Source organism: Labilibaculum filiforme (assembly GCF_002843315.1).
GTDB lineage: Bacteria > Bacteroidota > Bacteroidia > Bacteroidales > Marinifilaceae > Labilibaculum > Labilibaculum filiforme.
In genome coordinates, this window is the sequence record NZ_MVDD01000002.1 from 300462 (window position 1) to 320184 (window position 19723).

The following is a 19723-nucleotide window of genomic DNA, read 5'->3' on the forward strand; positions in this document are numbered from 1 at the left end:
TTTTCAACAAAGAATGAAGCAAATAGAACCCAATAAAGAGGATGTTTAAAGGCGCTCAAAACTTATTACCGCTAACTTTTTTTTAATGTAATTACCAGTTTTAGCGAGCTAAGCAGTAGCTTGTGCAAATAATTCCACCCAGAAATAGATTAAGCAATTAACTTCAATAAACAACAAAGCTTGCTTCATTTGAGGAAAGCTATTTTTTTTGTGCTAAACCACAGCCTATTCTTTGTTACCTCCCAATAGGCGAATTACCTTTTTCAAGGTTTCATTTTCGGTAGTAAGCTTCTCAATTTCAGGATTAATTGGATGATCGATATGAAGGTCAGCGGCTAATATTTTAAAAAAATTCACCTGAAGAATCTCACTAATCTGAGCCAAACGATCGGTTTGAATACTTGGCTTTTTTAAAGCATTGTGCGTGGCATTTATGCTTAGATTCAGCTCTTTGGCCATTACAGATATACTTACATCCTGCTTTCTCATTTCTAATAATATCAGCTCGCCTATAAAGATTGTTTTATTCGCAGTCATATTTAAATGTAATATTTATTAAAAAAACAGTATTTTATTATCTATTTATAGTAAAAATTCAATTTATTAAACAATTTACTAATTTATTTTGATATTTAAATTAACTAATACTTATAATATTTACTGGTAATAATTAAAATTGTAAGTAAAATCGTCTTATTTCCTAGTAGAATAGTAATAGTAGTCATTAGAACGGATATTGTATTCATTAGATCAGATATTGCAATCACTAGAACTGATATTGTAGTCGTTAGAACGAATATTGCAATCATTAGAATGGATATTGTAGTTAGTAGAATGAATATTGTAGTTAGTAAATCAGTAATATTTGCGCGTTAAACAGCACAAATATCACTTAAAATGACTACTGTATTAATTTTTATGGTATAATATTGTTATTTAGAATAATAATATACATTAAAACAGCATTAGAATGCAGTTTTTCGGTAAAATAGACCAGTAATCGTGTTTGCTTTATTTCTGATGTGAACAATTGGCTTAGGGATTGTAGAGGAAACCCCACAGCGATGATAAGGCTGACTAATAGGTATGCTTGTGATTTCGAAACAGAATACCGGAAAGCTAAACATGGGCAGGAGCCTAAGCGAGGAGTTGGAACGAAAAGCCCGCCCTGAAAGGGAAGCCCCTAAAAACATAAATGACTGTCCTTCAAAGTAAGCTTTGCAATTTATTTTTTGTTGATTTACAGAAAAAACCACAACACCGATGGAATGGCAACACCAACAAGAGCTAATTTCCATCCCCGTTTTTTAAATCCGTTCTTCCCTTTTGGGATAAGCAAACCTGTAATACAGATTAAAAGAACACTTATTGCAAATAAATCTGAATACCAAACCCAGGTATTGCTATTCGATTTGTGCAAATCTACCATCTGACCCAAAACTGGTCTTATTTTAAAACGTTCAATCTCACCTTCGCCAGTAAAAGGATCAATAAAGGCGTAAGCGCCATCAAAATAAAGGTTATATCCACCTCTTCGCCAAGCGGTTCCTCTCAATTCAAGATCTACTTGATTCTCTTTCAAGCAAGTCTTAAAAAATTCCTCCGTAATTAAATCTCTATTCTTTGGCATATCCATTTTCACCGCAATTGTTTCATACACATAATCGCGAGGATCCCAAGCGTGACGATGATTCAAGGCAATTCCAGAAATTGCAAATGCCATTAATAAACCTGCATAGAAATAGGAAAAATCTCGGTGCCAGTTTCTTAATTTCAAGTTCCAGTTTATCATTTAACTATTAATTTTAATGAATTTAAACAAATTTTAAGATAGAACGAAAGACTGTCTCGTGTGAGACAGCCTTTCTATATATTGAGAATTTGAATTCTCTTGGTTTTGCTTCCAATTTGCTTGAGCAGCAGCTTATCTCTTAACAAAGACTTTTCGATAATGCCGATGGATGTTTTTAAATAAATTGTAAACGAAGTGAAACGATTTATTATGAAAACACATATCGGTATAAACGTGCAATAGGTACTCGGAAAGGAGAACAAGAAACCCTGGAAATTAATTTTCCATACCAACTGAGTTACAAAACTTAACTAGATAAATAACTCTTCTCAGCGCAAAAATACAAATTGACTCTCAAATAAAAAAACGAGTTCTTTTGAGCTTCATCACCTCTAACTTTTCCTGCGAATTCAAAATTAAAGGTATTCCTAAAAACACGAAAGGCTGTCTCGTGTGAGACAGCCTTTCTATATATTGAGAATTTGAATTCTCTTAGTTTTGCTTCAAATTTGCTTGAGCAGCAGCTAAACGTGCAATAGGTACACGGAAAGGAGAACAAGAAACGTAATCCATACCAACTGAGTTACAGAACTCAACTGAAGATGGCTCACCACCGTGCTCACCACAAATACCTAATTTGATATTTGGACGAGTAGATTTTCCTTTTTCACAACCCATACGTACTAATTGTCCGATACCTTCTTGATCTAACACTTGGAAAGGATCATTTTTCAAGATTCCTTTTTCAATATAGATAGGCAAGAATTTACCAGCATCATCACGAGAATAACCGAATCCCATTTGAGTCAAGTCATTTGTTCCGAAAGAGAAGAATTCAGCATACTCAGCAATTTTATCAGCAGTAAGAGCAGCACGAGGAATCTCAATCATAGTACCTACTAAGAAATCAACTTTCACACCTTTCTCAGCGAAAACAGCAGCAGCAGTTTCTCTGATAATAGCTTCTTGCATTTGGAATTCTTTCAAAGTTCCGATTAAAGGAACCATGATTTCTGGTTTAGGATCTTTTCCTTTCGCTTTCAAATCACAAGCGGCTTCGATAATAGCACGAGCTTGCATTTCTGTAATTTCAGGATAAGTATTTCCTAAACGACAACCTCTATGACCTAACATTGGGTTGAATTCGTGTAAAGACTCTACTTTCGCTTTCACGATAGATACATCGATACCTAATTTTTGAGCCATTTCAATTTGAGACTCTTCATCGTTAGGAGTAAACTCGTGCAATGGTGGATCCAGTAAACGGATAGTTACACCAAAACCGTCCATAGCTTCCAAAATTCCAGAGAAATCTTCACGTTGAACAGGAAGTAATTTAGCCAAAGCTGCTTTTCTTCCTTCTACATTTTCTGCAAGAATCATCTCACGCATTTTCCAGATTTTATCGCCTTCGAAGAACATATGTTCTGTACGACAAAGTCCAATACCTTTAGCTCCGAATTCACGAGCAGCTTTAGCATCAGCAGGAGTATCAGCGTTAGTACGAACGTACATACGAGTGTTGTTTTCTGCAACCTCCATCAATTTACCAAAATCACCATCTAAAGAAGGAGTGATTGTAGCAACTTTACCTTCGTAAACTTTACCAGTAGTACCGTTTAATGAGATGAAATCACCTTCTTTAAACGCAACACCATTGATTGTCATTGATTTTCCTGTTACCAGAACACCAGCAGCAGAAGAAATACAACATTTACCCATACCACGAGCAACTACAGCAGCGTGAGAAGTCATACCACCACGTTCGGTAAGAATACCTTCAGCAGCGTACATCCCTTTCAAATCTTCTGGAGAAGTTTCGCGACGTACTAAAATTACTTTTTTACCTTCAGCGGCCCAAGTTTCAGCAGCTTCTGCAGAAAATACGATTTGACCAGTTGCAGCACCTGGAGAAGCTGGAAGACCTTTAGAAAGTTCTTTGGCAGTATCAAGGGCAGCTTGATCAAATACAGGGTGAAGTAATTCATCCAATTTATTAGGCTCTTGACGTAAAATTGCTGTTTTCTCATCAATCATACCTTGAGCTAACATATCAACAGCCATTTTTACCATAGCTGCTCCAGTACGCTTACCATTACGAGTTTGCAACATCCAAAGTTTACCATCTTGAATGGTGAACTCCATATCCTGCATATCAGAATAATGATCTTCTAATTTTTGTTGAATTGTATTCAACTCATTATATAATGATGGCATAGCTTCTTCCATAGAAAGGAAGTTAGCTTTACGAGCTTCTTCAGAAGTACCGTTACGTTCAGCCCAACGTAATGAACCAACTTTAGTAATCTCAAGAGGAGTACGAACACCAGACACAACATCTTCACCCTGTGCATTGATCAAATACTCCCCGTTGAATTGATCTTCACCAGTAGCTGCATCACGAGAGAAACAAACTCCTGTAGCAGAAGTATCACCCATGTTACCATAAACCATTGCTTGAACATTTACTGCAGTACCCCACTCCGATGGAATGTTTTCCATTTTACGGTAAAGGATAGCTCTTTCAGTATTCCAAGAATCGAATACTGCACATACAGAACCCCAAAGTTGATCCCAAGGATTTGTTGGAAAATCAACACCAGCGTGCTTGCGAATAACTGCTTTGTATCCTTCAACAAGACCTTTAAGATCTTCAACAGTTAATTCTGTATCAACTTTATAACCTTTAGCTGCTTTTACTTCATCCAAAACAACTTCGAATGGGTTGTGGTGACCTTCTTCAGCCTCAACACCCATAACAACGTCACCATACATGTGAATGAAACGACGATATGAATCGTAAGCAAATTTTTCGTTTCCCGATTTTTCAGCAACAACTTTTACTGTTTCATCATTCATACCTAGGTTAAGAACAGTGTTCATCATACCTGGCATAGATGCACGAGCACCAGAACGAACGGATACTAATAATGGGAAAGAACCATCTTTAGCATCGAACTTAGCATTCATTGCAACTTCTGTATCTTTAACAGCAGCTTCAACTTGCTCTTTGATCATTGCTACAACAGCATCTTTTCCAAGCTTGTTGTAATCAGTACAAACGTCAGTAGTGATAGTAAATCCAGCAGGAACTGGAACACCAATTAGGTTCATTTCAGCAAGGTTAGCACCCTTACCTCCAAGCAAATTCTTCATGTCTGCTTTACCTTCGGCTTTCCCGTCACCAAAAGTATAAACGTACTTAGTACTCATAATTATCGCTTTTTAGTTTTAATGTTATTATCCTGCAATAAATCAAGGCATTCAATAACAATTATATATTAACTTAATATTTTCAAAAACTTAAATTTGCAAGGCCATATTCTTAAATACGCCCTGAAAATTGTACACAAAAGTAGTGTTCTTTTTTTTAAAAAGGAAGTAAAGAAGAGACAATCTAACTGTCTTTTTTCAAATGATTTACACTTTTGTTTTTCAAACGTTTGCAGAATATTATAACCCACTTTCGCCTGAGTAATATTCATTAAAAACAGCCGATCTTTTAACCGGCTGTTTCCTCAAATTATCAAAGCTTTATCTCATTGGATACTTATTTATTATTTCTTCGGGATGCAGAATAAAATCCAAATATTGAGCTCTGTAATAAATATCAGAAGCTTTTAATTTGTTATCCGACAATTTTCCTCTAAACTCATCCAGACTCTTGTATCCTTTCTTATCCATCCACTCCTCTAACTCCGAAAGAACTTGAGCAATATGCGAAGGTTTATTTTTATATAATGCACTAACCACCTGAACAATGTCGGCACCACTTAAAAGCATCTGTATTACATCCTCATAGTTATAGATCCCATTTGAACCACATAATCCTCCTGAAATCTTTTTATATAACAAACCAACATAGCGCAATCCTAATTTATAATCTCCCTGATGACTCAAATTAAAGTTTGTAACATGTCGTTCGGTTTGAATATCAATTTCTGGTTGAAACAATCTATTAAATAATACAAATGCCGAGGCTCCTGCCTGATCTAATCGATTCACAAAATTTAATGTATTGGTATAGTACGGACTAAGCTTGATACAAAAAGGAATTGACAATCTCTCTTTAAGTGTTTTTACAATTTTCACCTTTTCATCCTCCATTTGAGCCGCCGTTTTATCAATATCTCCCGGCATTTGGTAAAAATTCAATTCCAAAGCATCCACTCCAGCTGCCTCCAGTTGTTTGGCGTAATCGAACCAGGTAACATCGTAAATGCAATTTAAACTGGCAATTACAGGAATATTCACAGCCTTTTTCACCTCCGACAACCTCATGATATGTGCTTTAGGTCCGGCATGTTCAATAGCTGGAAAAAGAGAAGTCATCTCTGCATTTCTATCCGTATATTCATCAAGTTCATTCGCTAATTGTGCTCGTTCCATCTGAATTTGCTCTTCGAAAAGAGATTTATAAACAATTGCTGCCGCCCCTGCTTTTTCCAATTCTTGAGCTCCTTCAACGGTAGCTGAAAGAGTACATGCTCCTACGACTATGGGATTTTTGAGTTTTAATCCCATAAATTCAACGCTTAGATTTGCCATATTATTTTTGATTTTAAATTTCTGTTCTTATTAAATTTAATAAATGAACCTGATATATTCAACCAAAAAATCAAATTTAAAATTCTGACTATCAATACAAAACCCTGAAGCGCCCACAAATAAAGGACTTGACAGTCTTATTTTTTTTTAATTACAAAATGCCTTCTAAAAATAGATCCAAACATTTTCATTACACTTTTGCAATTCTACAATAATTAGATCCCTTTTATCGATGACATGGTATAAAAAGCACCATTTCTGCAAGAAAGAATATTGATCTGAAAATAACATGAACAGCTTATATCGCTTATCCCTTAGTTAATTATTAATGCAAAAAAAGGGATTCCAAAAATGGAATCCCTTTTATTATGTATACTTAAAAGTTTATTCTTCGGAATAATCTAATGCAGCTTGACGTTTGTAGGTCTTAAATCTCCACTTCGCATTCTCTTCGGCAGCAACAAACAATTCTTTAGCTTGCTCAGGGAACGATTTTTGTAATGAAGTATAACGAACCTCACCCAACAAGAAATTTTGGAAATTTTCCCAAACAGGCTCTTTTGAATCAAGAGTAAATGGGTTTTTGCCTTCATTTTCCAATGCTGGATTGTTACGATACAAGTGCCAGTATCCTGCTTCAACCGCTTTTTTCTCTTCTGCTTGTGATTTACCCATAGATGCTTTCAATCCGTGAGAAATACATGGAGAATAAGCAATGATCAAAGATGGTCCTGGATAAGCCTCAGCTTCTTTAACAGCTTTCATGTATTGTGCTTGATTTGCTCCCATAGCAACTTGAGCTACATAAACATATCCGTAAGACATTGCTATCATACCAAGATCTTTTTTTCTGATACGCTTACCTGCAGCAGCAAACTTAGCAACAGCACCAACAGGAGTTGCTTTAGATGCTTGACCACCTGTATTAGAGTATATCTCAGTATCCATTACCAAAACATTTACATCTTCACCAGAAGCCAATACGTGATCTAAACCACCAAATCCGATATCATAAGCCCAACCGTCACCTCCAAAAATCCATTGAGATTTCTTGATCAGGTAATTTTTAAGCTCTAGAATCTCTTTAGCAACAGCATGAGTTTCATTTGCAAGAACTTCTTCCACTTTAGCCGAAGCAGCAATAGAAGCCTCTCCATTGTTTTTGTTCTCTAACCATTCTGCAAAAGCAGCTTTAGTATCAGCATTCACAGCATCCATTGCAGCTTCCATACGAAGAGCAATACGGTTACGCATTTTACGTACACCTTCGTTCATACCAAAACCAAACTCGGCATTGTCTTCGAATAATGAGTTAGCCCAAGCCGGACCTTTACCACTCTTATCGTTTTTACAATATGGAGTAGATGGAGCAGAACCACCGTAAATAGAAGAACAACCAGTAGCATTAGCAACCATCATTCTCTCGCCAAACAACTGAGTAATTAATTTGATATATGGAGTTTCACCACATCCAGCACAAGCTCCAGAGAACTCGAATAATGGTTGCGCAAATTGTGAATTCTTCACGTTGTTTTTAGGCAACAAATCTTTGTAACCTACTTTTTCGTCCATATAATGCCATCTTTCTTTCTCAGCAGACTGAGTTTCCAAATGTTTCATTTCTAAAGCTTTTGCTTTAGGAGCAGGACAAACATCAGCACAGTTACCACAACCTGTACAATCTTCAACTGCAACCTGAATACGGAAATGTAAACCTTTCAATTCTTTTCCTGTAGCAGGCTTAACAGTAGTTCCAGCAGGAGCTGCTGCTAATTCTTCGTCGGTTAAAATAAAAGGACGAATTGCAGCGTGAGGACAAACGTAAGCACATTGGTTACATTGAATACAAGTTTCCTCATTCCACTCAGGAACACTTACTGCAACACCACGTTTTTCGAATTTAGTAGTTCCATTAGGGAAAGTACCATCTTCGCGACCAGAGAATGCAGAAACAGGTAGATCGTCTCCTTTTTGAGCGTTCATTGGATCACAAACATCAGCAACAAACTTAGGACGATCATTAGAAACAGCAACAGCTTCGTTTTTAATTTCCAATTTTTTCCAATCAGCAGCAACTTTAACTTCAACAACATTAGATCCACCAGCATCAACAGCTGCGAAGTTCATGTTAACTACTTTTTCTCCTTTATTACCATACGATTTCACAATCGCTTTTTTCATTTCCTCAGCAGCTTTCTCGAAAGGAATTACACCGGTAATTTTAAAGAAAGCAGCTTGCATGATTGCATTAGTACGGTTACCAAGACCTAACTCTTCACCCAATTTTGTACCGTTAATAATATAGAATTTGATCTCATTATCAGCCAAGTACTTTTTCATATGATTTGGAAGATTCTTAACCGTTTCTTCAGCATCATAAATGGAGTTTAATAGGAAAGAACCACCTTTTTTCAATCCTTTCAATACGTCGTATAAATACACGTAAGCAGGAACGTGACAAGCAACAAAGTCAGGAGTAGTTACTAAATAGGTAGAACGGATAGGTTCATCACCAAAACGAAGGTGAGAAGCTGTAAATCCACCAGATTTTTTAGAATCGTAAGCAAAATAAGCTTGACAATATTTATCGGTAGAACCACCAATAATTTTGATTGAGTTTTTGTTAGCTCCAACAGTACCATCAGAACCTAAACCATAAAATTTAGCTTCGTAAAGAGATTCAGAGTTCATTTTCACCTCAGGCAACATAGGTAGAGATGTAAAAGTAACATCATCAACGATACCCAAAGTAAATTGATTTTTAGGTTCGTTCATTGCAAGGTTTTTGTAAACTGCAACAATTTGAGATGGAGTCACCTCTTTAGAACCTAATCCATAACGACCACCAATAATTACAGGAGCATTTTCTTTTCCGTAAAATATCTCTCTTACATCAAGATATAAAGGCTCTCCGTTGGCACCAGTTTCTTTGGTACGATCCAAAACGCAAATACGTTTTACTGATTTTGGAACAACACTTAAGAAATGTTTTGCAGAGAAAGGACGATACAAATGAACACAAACAAGACCAACCTTTTCTCCGTTAGCCATTTTGAAATCAATTGTTTCCTTAATGGTTTCGTTTACAGAACCCATTGCAATAATGATATTTTCTGCATCAGGAGCACCATAATACATGAAAGGCTTATATTCTCTTCCAGTAATTTTAGTCATTTCCTTCATATAATCAGCAACGATATCCGGAACCGCATTATAAAATGGGTTAGCAGCCTCGCGAGACTGAAAATACACATCAGGATTCTGAGCTGTTCCTCTTGTTACAGGAGCTTCAGGATTTAATGCACGAGCACGAAAAGCTTGAAGAGCTTCTTGATCAACAAGACCTCTCATGTCTTCCATATCAACAGATTCGATTTTCTGAATTTCGTGAGAAGTACGGAAACCATCGAAAAAGTTCATAAAAGGAACTCTTGATTTGATTGCAGTTAAGTGAGAAACAGCAGAAAGATCCATTACTTCCTGAACTGAACTTGACGCTAACATAGCGAAACCAGTTTGACGTGCTGAATAAACATCTGAGTGATCACCAAAAATACTTAATGCTTGAGCTGCAAGAGCACGAGCACTAATATGAAATACACATGGCAATAATTCACCAGCGATTTTATACATATTAGGAATCATTAACAACAATCCCTGAGAAGCAGTGTATGTAGTTGTTAATGCACCAGCTTGTAAAGAACCGTGAACAGCACCCGCTGCACCAGCTTCCGATTGCATTTCTACTAACTGAACTGTTTCTCCAAAAAGATTCTTACGTCCTTGTGCAGCCCACTCATCAACATATTCAGCCATAGGCGAAGATGGTGTGATTGGGTAAATACAAGAAACCTCACTAAACATATATGCTACGTGAGCGGCAGCTGCATTACCATCACAGGTAATGAATTTTTTTTCTCTTGCCATTTTACTCCTCCGATTAAATTTTATTATTTGGTATTTTATTTTTCTATTTAATTCTTTAATACAAAAAGCCGAACAACCAAAGTGGAATTTTATTTCCCTCACCTCGTTCTATCATATCAGCAGCAATAAAAAAGTCCTCCGTCCTAAATTTTGACTCCGACGAATCATCACTACCTGTAATTTCAAAATTATACTTATCATTCACTAAAAAATGCCCTCTGTCGGTACTCGAAATATTCCTATCGGGACCAACCTGATTGTAAAAAAACGTTTCTCGAAGATTGCTTTCATTTACATTCTCGGGTGCTATAGCATATAATAAATTTGTATTGTGTAGATATACCTTATTAGGTTTCTTGGAGGCATCCTTATAACTCTCCGAAGAATTCAGTAAACGAATTAATCTTGCATTTTTTAAATAACGCAGGTAATTCATAATTGTAGCTCTTGATGTTTCCACATCGTTTGCCAACTTACTAACATTTGGCTGAAAGGGTACATTACAAGAAATAATGTATAGAAGTTTCTTTAATTTCGAGAGGTATTTCAACTCAATTTGATTCAAATAAGTGATATCAAACTCCAAAATTAAATTAATCATTTTCAATAGATTATCTATAAAGCTTTTCTCATCCTGATAACAAGGATAATATCCAAATCTTAAATAATCATTAAAATAAGCTAACGGACGAACTTTGCCAAGAATTTCTTCTACAATACTTTCGTGATTTGTTAAAAGTTCTTCCAAGGTGTAACGAGGAAAACTATTTCCCGATTCATAATTTAAAAATTCTCTAAAAGACAGGCCATTTAAGTAGTAAACACTTGCATAACCTTTCAAATCTTCATTCGTTTTAATGCGAAGAATAGATGAACCGGTAAAAATAATTTTTAAATCAGGATATTCTTCATAGCAAGTTCGCAAGCCTTTTGCCCACTCTGGATATTTATGAATTTGATCCAATAATAAAATTTTACCACCTCTTTTATAAAACTCATCTACAAATGGCACTAAACCTTTCTCGGTAAAAAATAGATTGTTCAAATTAATGTACAAGCAATTTTTATCGTTTGCATGATGCTCTCGAATGTAATCCAATAAAAAAGTTGTTTTCCCAACTCCTCTGGATCCTTTAATGGCTATTAAACGATGCGACCAATCAATTTCATCGGCCAGCTCACGTCTAATCGTGCCTTTCTTATGCTTCAACAAACTATTGTGAGTCTGTACTAAAGTATTCATTTTCTGTCGAATTTACTTCGCAAATTTATAGAATAAAAGGGATTTTTTGCTATCTAGAGATTACAAAAAGCTTTTCTTTTTGCTATTTATACTTATTTAAAATAAGATACAGTAATTATATAAATCACTAATTATAAATAGACTAGACCTAAAAACACTTCTATTCTCAATCTTTAAGAAAGAGTTAATTCGAATACAAATTAGCACTTTCCGTTTAACACAAAAAGAAAGGGTAGTGACCGTAATCACTACCCTTTTATATCTTAAAAAAAACAAAAAGTAATTTACTTATCGTTCATTGAGATTAAGAATTCTTCGTTCGATTTTGTTTTGCGTAAACGATCCTGCAAAAATTGCATTGCCTCAATAGAATTCATATCTGTTAGATAATTTCTAAGAATCCAGATTCGATTCAATTGGTTCTCATCTAAAAGAAGATCTTCACGACGAGTACTTGAAGCTGTAATATCAACAGCAGGATAGATACGTTTATTAGATAACTTACGATCTAATTGAAGCTCCATATTACCAGTTCCTTTAAATTCCTCAAAGATAACCTCATCCATTTTAGAACCAGTCTCGGTTAATGCTGTTGCTAAAATTGTAAGCGATCCACCATTTTCGATATTTCTTGCTGCACCAAAGAAACGTTTAGGTTTGTGCAATGCATTTGCATCAACACCACCCGATAAAACTTTTCCAGAAGCAGGAGAAACGGTATTGTAAGCACGAGCTAATCGAGTTATTGAATCCAATAGAATCACAACATCATGACCACACTCCACCATTCGTTTTGCTTTCTCTAAAACGATATTCGCAACACGAACGTGACGCTCTGCTGGCTCATCGAAAGTAGAAGAAATAACTTCGGCATTTACGCTTCTTGCCATATCGGTAACCTCCTCTGGACGCTCATCGATAAGCAAAATAATCATATATGCTTCAGGATTATTCGCAGCAATTGCATTTGCAATTTCTTTCAACAAAACAGTTTTACCTGTTTTTGGTTGTGCTACAATTAATCCCCTTTGTCCTTTACCAATTGGAGCAAACATATCAACAACACGAGTTGCCATAGAGTTCATTCCCTTTCCTGTTAAATTAAATTTCTCATCAGGAAACAAAGGAGTTAAATGATCGAAAGGTACACGGTCACGAATTACCTCTGGTAATCTGCCGTTTATTTTAGCGACTTTAATTAATGGAAAATACTTCTCCCCTTCTTTTGGCGGACGAATTGTTCCATTTACCGTATCTCCGGTTTTTAAACCAAATAATTTGATTTGCGACTGCGACACATATATATCATCAGGAGAATTTAAGTAGTTATAATCCGACGAGCGAAGAAAACCGTAACCATCAGGCATAATTTCCAAAACTCCTGAATTATCAATAATCCCATCAAATTCAAATAATTTCTCTTTTTCTCGTTTTTCAAAACGTTTTCTACCTGAATTCTCTTGTCTTTCCGATTTCTCAGGTTTATCACTCGCCTCTTGTCCTTCTGCCTTTACTTGCTCCTCAGAAACATCCTGAACATCCTGTCCTTCTTGTCTTTCCTGACGTTCTGGTCTTGGTGTTCTTGCAGGCCTTGGGGCTCTAGCTGGCCTTGGGGCTCTAGCAGATCTATCGTTTCGCTGTACATTTTCAGTTGCAACAGAAGTATTTGAATCTGCAGATTTTGAATGCTCTTCCGTTTTCTCCTCCACAGCAACATCTACCGCTTTTTCGGCAGGTCTTCTAGTTTCTCGGATAGGATTTCTTGGGGCATCTTTTGGTGCTGTATTTTTTTCCTGAGCAGCCTCAGTACTTACAGCATCTTTAACTGGTTGTTCTGGCTTTTTTCTTTTATGCAGAAGCGATCTAGATCGCCCTTCATCAGCCTTATTATCCCCTACTGGACTCTTAGGTCTTTTTAGGATAGTCTTTTTTTCTGGTGTTTTTCTTTCAGAAGCTACAATTGCCTGTTGATCAAGGATTCGATAAATTAAATCCTGTTTCTTAAAAGACTCAATTTTTTTAACGTTGAGTTCTTTAGCGATTTCTCGTAATTCAGGCACAAGTTTCTTGTTTAATTCAAGAATATCGTACATAAATGATATATTAATATTTTCGGGTGATTTTTTTAGATAGAAATTGTTTTGAACAATTGGGAACCTGATCTTTCGACCTCTAAATGAGAAGAATTAATCTGAATTCAATTGCAATATTACGGAATTAGTTATAATTCACAAAAAATAAATGATTTTATTATTCAAATAGATATCCAAAGTTCGTCAATAAATATATTAATCTCAAAATAAACCTCTTGAAAGTGCCACAAATTTCTTTTTCAAAATGATTTTGTTATATTTAAATATAAACGAGGATAGCCCACTCGTATATAAATACCATTAAAATCCACTATGAGACAACTAAAGATCACTAAACAGGTAACCAACAGGGAGACTCCGTCACTTGACAAGTATCTTCATGAAATTGGGAAGGTCGATCTTATTTCAGCTGAAGAAGAAGTTAAGCTTGCCAGGGAAATAAAAAAGGGTAGTAAAAAAGCTCTTGATCGACTAATTAAAAGCAATTTACGTTTTGTCGTTTCCGTTTCAAAGCAATATCAAAACCAAGGTCTTAGCCTACCTGATTTGATTAACGAAGGAAACTTAGGACTAATTAAAGCGGCTCAAAGATTTGATGAAACAAGAGGTTTTAAATTCATTTCTTATGCTGTTTGGTGGATTCGACAGTCCATTCTGCAAGCATTAGCCGAACAAGCACGAATTGTTCGACTGCCGTTAAACAAGATTGGTTCTATTAATAAAATCAACAAAACATTCGCTCAATTGGAGCAAGAATATCAGCGGGAACCTTCCCCTGAAGAAATTGCTGTCATACTTGAAATGAGTCCTAAGGATGTAAAAGAAGCTCTTAAGGCTTCGGGAAGACACATTTCTATGGATGCACCTATAAATCCAGACGAAGAGAATACGCTTTACGACATATTGCTTAGTAATGATGAAATTAGCCCGGATAAAAAGTTAATTCGAGATTCGCTCCGTAAAGAAATTGACCGCTCTTTATCAACACTTTCGAAACGGGAGGCGGCAATTATTCGATTGTATTTTGGTTTAAATGGAAAACCACCATACTCTTTAGAAGAAATTGGAAAAGAATTTGGATTAACTCGAGAACGGGTTCGCCAGATTAAAGAAAAAGCAATTAAACGAATGAAAACAACATTTAGAAGCAAAATATTAAAAACTTATTTAGGAGAATAAATTTTTATTTTAGGGTGAAGAAAGGGATAAGAATAACTGGTGAATTTTCATTTGCCTCCTCTTATCCTTTTTTAATTATATCTTTGCGCTTTCTTTAAACAAAATATAAACAACCAAATGCAAACATTAATTTCCCCCTCCTTATTAGCGGCAGATTTCACCAACTTAAAAGCCGATATCGAAATGGTAAACAACAGTGATGCCGATTGGTTTCACTTAGACATTATGGATGGAGTATTCGTTCCCAACATATCCTACGGTCTGCCTGTTGTTGAGCAAATAAAGAAAATTGCTAAGAAACCATTAGATGTTCATCTGATGATTATCGATCCAGATCGCTATGTGGAAGCTTTTAAAAAGGCAGGTGCAGACATACTAACCGTTCATTATGAGGCATGTACACATCTTCATCGAACCATTCAAAACATTCACAATTATGGTATGAAGGCCGGCGTATCACTTAATCCTCATACTCCAGTTTCTGTTTTAGAAGAAATTATTTCTGATATTGATTTAGTTCTTTTAATGAGCGTAAATCCTGGCTTTGGCGGACAAAGTTTTATTGAGAATACCTATTCAAAAGTTGAAAAGTTAGCTCAATTAATTAAAGAGAAAAATGCCTCGGTAATTATTGAAATAGATGGAGGAGTAAATTTAGAAACAGGTAAAAAATTAATGGAAGCAGGAGCGAATGCTTTGGTTGCCGGAAGCTTTGTTTTTGGAGCTACTAATCCACATCAAACCATTAGTGAATTAAAAAAATTATAACATACAAAAGACCAAATGCAAAAAACATTTGGTCTTTCTTTTTATATTCTAAGGACATCTTCCCCTTCTAAATACGCCTGAAGATAAGCAAAATGAGCGGTTAATTGGCCACCTTTTGCAATCGTAGCCCGCTCTACCACCCCATCAGGATCCTCCCCAAAAAGATAATCGTACACATTCTGGTACAAAGCTTCGCCAAAATCAATTGAAGAATCTCGTGGCAATTCGCCCGGTAAATTATCTACGGCCATAACTGTAACGTTTCTTTTATCGATAAAAGGAATGGTTTCTTCTTCGGTAAAACGCTCGTATCCATAAAATGAAGAAGCAATTGTGGAAGCTCGAAGCGTAGAAGCTATGGGACCATTTAGGTCACAACTGACATCTGCTATTACCGATATCTTAAAATCCTCTTCCTTATAATCTTCTGGCTTTAAGAATTTTGGTGATTTGGGATCCCAATAATGGCAGGCAATAAATAAATCGGTTACTTTCGTAAAAGGTTTAAAAGTTGAACGATATAATGTCGGATTCTCATAAAAATCTTGCACGCTGAATACCGCTCCATCTATTCGCTCTACATAATGTTCCGGATCGATACGACAAACAACTGGTTCGTTAAAATTTTCATGTAAAAACTGTGTCGGTGTCACCTCTTTTAAGTTTAGCACCCGAAGTGTCTGCATTGCTCCCATTGCAACTCGACCACCTCCCGTAAGTAATATCTTTATTGGTTTTAAACTAATCTTTTTCAGATGCATATACATCTCCTCCATATCCTTACACGCACTAGCCGGTGGCAAATCGAAAAAATCGGTACGCACCCCTCTTGCTCTTAAAGCTTTATATGCGCCAACTACCCCGGCCCAATGTCCAAAAGCTACCAAACGCTTATTTTTACTATTCTTTAAATACTCATAATCAATCAATGTTATATTTCTATTGATTATTTGTTGTAGTAATTCGCGGTTATAAAGTTGTTCTTTGGCAGTATGTGAAAAAAATAAATAGGTTTTATTTGGAATTAAGGTTGGGATAGCAACTTCTTTCACCCCAATTAAAATATCACAATCGCGTAAATCATCCGTTAAAAAATATCCTTGCTCACGGTATTCGGAATCCGTAAAACAGCGAATATCACTAGGCTGAATATAGATACTTACATGAGGATATTTATTCAAAATTTGCAAGCCTGTTACTGGTGGTATTGCAACTCTTCTATCCGGTGGATTCTTGGTCTCCCGTAGTACTCCAATTCTAATTTTTTTATTCATAGGATTCCTTATTAATATGCAATTGAGCGATTTTATTACGAAAAATAAACTTTAAGATAAGCATAAAAGCGACTGTTATTTGTACTCCTCAAATAGATTCCTCCCCTTTTTGAAGTAATTCCCTAATTTACTTCATCAGCAAAGCGTTATTTCTTAACAAATACAAACTAAGCAAGCTAAAAACTTATTCTTTGTAATTGATAATTAAACATCTATCCTTACAAACTTAAATTTAATACTAATTCTGTAAGGTTTCCATGAAAAAATCATACAAACTGTGTGAATTTTATTAATTTTGTATCGATTCTGGGGCTGACGTGGATTTTGACAGCATGATGAATTAGTATGTAAGCATGTCGAGCGTTGTTATTCCAGCTCGTAAATATCGGATATCAAACTTTTTAATTGGCGAAAATAACTACGCTCTTGCTGCTTAATCGAATAAAGTAGATTAATGCTTCATCACCGCTCTAGGAGCGGAGACGAGACGTCCAGCTCATGGTCCCACCTTGTTCCGGTGAGTAATTGGATGCTATCAATTCAGGGTTAGTCTACTTCACGCTTTGGGGAGTGGGCGAAATTAAGAAGATAAGATAAAGACTCGGGTGTGCTTTCCCTAACTTTGTACGAAAACCAATAAATCACTACACATGTAGAAAGCTTATTGATCGCGTGTTTGGACCAGGGTTCGATTCCCTGCAGCTCCACCAAACATAAAAACACCCTTAAGTTATTGACTTAAGGGTGTTTTTGCGTTATAAATACTCTATTTTATTTCAAATATAGATACTTATTCGGATACCAAAAAATCACATTTCCACTAAAGACAAAGGAATATATTCGATAGAATATTTACTAAAGTTCTTAACTAAAGAGAACGTTTTTCGAATTCATTAACTATGCAATATCATTTCTCGAAACCACCATTACCGTAACCTGTGTTACGGTAATGCAAAATCAATCCATTTTACAGACTAAATATAGCGTACAGGTGCATTTTTTGAATCATTACTGCCTAAATAAACATTCGAACCAAAATAGCTACCCAGATAGCAATATTCCCGTTAATAGATCATAAAATGCTACCACAATAGCATTTTTAATATAAATTCCGTACCTTTACATTCTAAATTTACAGTAGATATGGGAGAGTATGGAGATCAAAATTCACCTAAAGAAGTAATGATTCTTTTATCAAAAAAGATAATAATTTTAAGAAAACAGGAGAAGATGTCTCAGAGGAAATTATCAGAAAGATCCGGAGTAGCTTACGCTAGTATTCGAAAATTCGAGTCGACAGGTATTATTTCTCTTGAATCACTTCTAAAGATCTGTGAGGTTCTTAATCGTCTGACAGACTTTGAATCAATATTGCTACCAAACGATATGAAACAAAAAAAAGACCTATTTGATTATTGATTATGGAGACAACTAAACTTAACGTATACATACAATTTTCTGAACAAGAAGAACTAGTAGGTCAGCTTATTATAGATGGTCGGAGAATATTATTTAAATATAGTGATGCTTATTTAAAATCAGGAACGAATCTATCACCCAATCAACTAATGTTTGACGATAATCCTCAAACTGCTGAAGAAAAACCATTCAATGGCCTCTTTGGTGTATTCGCTGACTCTTTACCAGATGCTTGGGGATACTTGCTAATAAAGAAGCGGCTCAGTGCTGATCGAATTGCCATTGAATCTTTAAATGCGTTAGATCACTTAACATTTGCCGGAAAAAATAGCATGGGAGCACTACAGTACAAACCAAGTGTTGAGTCGAACCAACAAGCTATAGAAATTAACCTAGATAAACTAAATAACAATATTTCTCGTGTACTCAAAGGCGAAAGTAGTGTTGTAATTGATGAAATCTTTGGAAGAGGAGGTAGTCCTGGTGGAGCACGACCAAAAATTTATGCAGGGTATAATCCAAAGACAGATTCTATCATCAGTGGTATCGCAAATCTTCCAGAAGAATATGAACACTGGATTATCAAATTTGCAGCAAATGAAGATTCGAAGGATATTGCCAATACAGAATTAGCCTATTATAAAATGGCTTTAGATTCAGGAATTAAAATGTCTGAATGTAAAGTATTTCATAGCAAGGCCGGCAACAGCTATTTTGGAACCAAACGATTTGATAGAATTGGGAATGATAAACTTCATATGCTCTCAGTTGCAGGACTTCTTCATGATGACTATGAACACAGCACTCTTGACTATGGGAATTTAATCTTCCAAGCAAAAAAACTAACAAATAACGCGCAAGCTGCAGAACAAATGTTCCGTAGGACTGTTTTTAATGTGCTGGCACATAATCGTGATGATCATTCTAAAAACTTTGCGTTCCTAATGGATGCTAAAGGAATGTGGTCACTTGCACCAGCATATGACTTGACATTCTCGTCATCTTCTCAGGGATTCCATAGTACAGCTTGCGCTAAAAACTATGTAGATCCAGGAAAGAAAGAATTACTGGAATTGGCAGATATATTCTCGATCAACAAAGCAAAGGTAATTATCGATGAGATAAAGGATATCATCGATGCTTGGAGAATGTATGCTGAATTATGTGGAGTTTCCAATGCCTCAATAAAAACTATAGAAACAAGTTTGAAAGGCATTAGATCCAGATTTTAAAAATAAGAAAGTGATAATTCAATAATAAGATGACTTCAAATACAACAAGATAAAAAAAACTGAAACTAATAATTCTGAGAATCAACTTCCTCTCAATTAAATAACGATGTTTCAAAAGACTTTCGCATCCTTAAAATGATTCTAAATACAAAATTAATTTCGATTACGAAACAAGATACCTATTAGGATACCAACGAATTACATGAAGCACATTACCAACACATTAGAGACCTGCAACAACTCCCTGC

At 35.6% G+C, this 19723-nt stretch carries 12 protein-coding genes and 1 other RNA gene; 5 read left to right on the forward strand and 8 right to left on the reverse strand.

Annotation, left to right across the window (positions count from 1 at the left end):
- Nucleotides 1-225: 225 nt before the first annotated feature.
- From BZG02_RS03955 to rho, 7 genes are all read right to left on the reverse strand, one after another.
- Nucleotides 226-537: a hypothetical protein gene (locus BZG02_RS03955; protein ID WP_101260101.1), complete on the reverse strand. Its 312-nt coding sequence runs from the start codon at nt 535-537 to the stop codon at nt 226-228.
- A gap of 703 nt (nt 538-1240) precedes the next feature.
- Nucleotides 1241-1792, reverse strand: coding sequence for a PepSY-associated TM helix domain-containing protein (locus tag BZG02_RS03960; protein ID WP_101260102.1), 552 nt, complete (start codon nt 1790-1792; stop codon nt 1241-1243).
- A 492-nt stretch (nt 1793-2284) separates the two neighbouring features.
- Nucleotides 2285-5005, reverse strand: coding sequence for a pyruvate, phosphate dikinase (ppdK, locus tag BZG02_RS03965; protein WP_101260103.1), 2721 nt, complete (start codon nt 5003-5005; stop codon nt 2285-2287).
- A 321-nt stretch (nt 5006-5326) separates the two neighbouring features.
- Nucleotides 5327-6340: a dihydroorotate dehydrogenase-like protein gene (locus BZG02_RS03970; RefSeq protein ID WP_101260104.1), complete on the reverse strand. Its 1014-nt coding sequence runs from the start codon at nt 6338-6340 to the stop codon at nt 5327-5329.
- Between the two features lie 384 nt (nt 6341-6724).
- On the reverse strand, nt 6725-10267 hold the full coding sequence (gene nifJ / locus BZG02_RS03975; RefSeq protein WP_101260105.1) for a pyruvate:ferredoxin (flavodoxin) oxidoreductase: 3543 nt from the start codon (nt 10265-10267) through the stop codon (nt 6725-6727).
- 55 nt (nt 10268-10322) lie between these two features.
- Entirely contained in the window at nt 10323-11510 is a 1188-nt protein-coding gene (locus BZG02_RS03980) for an ATP-binding protein (RefSeq protein WP_101260106.1), read from the reverse strand.
- A 284-nt stretch (nt 11511-11794) separates the two neighbouring features.
- Nucleotides 11795-13603 carry a transcription termination factor Rho gene (gene rho, locus BZG02_RS03985; protein WP_101260107.1) on the reverse strand — a complete coding sequence of 603 codons (1809 nt, stop codon included), beginning with the start codon at nt 13601-13603 and terminating at the stop codon, nt 11795-11797.
- Between the two features lie 312 nt (nt 13604-13915).
- Here rho and BZG02_RS03990 point away from each other — a divergent pair, with 312 nt between their 5' ends.
- Together BZG02_RS03990 and rpe are read left to right on the forward strand one after the other, a co-directional pair.
- A complete protein-coding gene (locus tag BZG02_RS03990) occupies nt 13916-14782 on the forward strand; it encodes a sigma-70 family RNA polymerase sigma factor (protein WP_101260108.1) in 867 nt (288 codons plus the stop codon).
- 117 nt (nt 14783-14899) lie between these two features.
- Entirely contained in the window at nt 14900-15550 is a 651-nt protein-coding gene (gene rpe / locus BZG02_RS03995; RefSeq protein WP_101260109.1) for a ribulose-phosphate 3-epimerase, read from the forward strand.
- Between the two features lie 41 nt (nt 15551-15591).
- On the opposite strand, the gene BZG02_RS04000 is transcribed toward rpe, so the two are convergent.
- Nucleotides 15592-16824 (reverse strand): NAD(P)-dependent oxidoreductase, encoded by a 1233-nt coding sequence (locus BZG02_RS04000; RefSeq protein WP_101260110.1) that lies wholly within the window; start codon nt 16822-16824, stop codon nt 15592-15594.
- A gap of 308 nt (nt 16825-17132) precedes the next feature.
- On the opposite strand from BZG02_RS04000, the gene ssrA reads away from it, so the two are divergent.
- From ssrA to BZG02_RS04015, 3 genes are all read left to right on the forward strand, one after another.
- Nucleotides 17133-17534: a transfer-messenger RNA gene (gene ssrA / locus BZG02_RS04005) on the forward strand.
- 472 nt (nt 17535-18006) lie between these two features.
- Nucleotides 18007-18243: a helix-turn-helix domain-containing protein gene (locus BZG02_RS21285; protein ID WP_425432609.1), complete on the forward strand. Its 237-nt coding sequence runs from the start codon at nt 18007-18009 to the stop codon at nt 18241-18243.
- Between the two features lie 2 nt (nt 18244-18245).
- Nucleotides 18246-19475, forward strand: a complete 1230-nt coding sequence (locus tag BZG02_RS04015) for a type II toxin-antitoxin system HipA family toxin (RefSeq protein ID WP_101260112.1) — start codon at nt 18246-18248, stop codon at nt 19473-19475.
- The last annotated feature ends 248 nt before the right edge of the window (nt 19476-19723 follow it).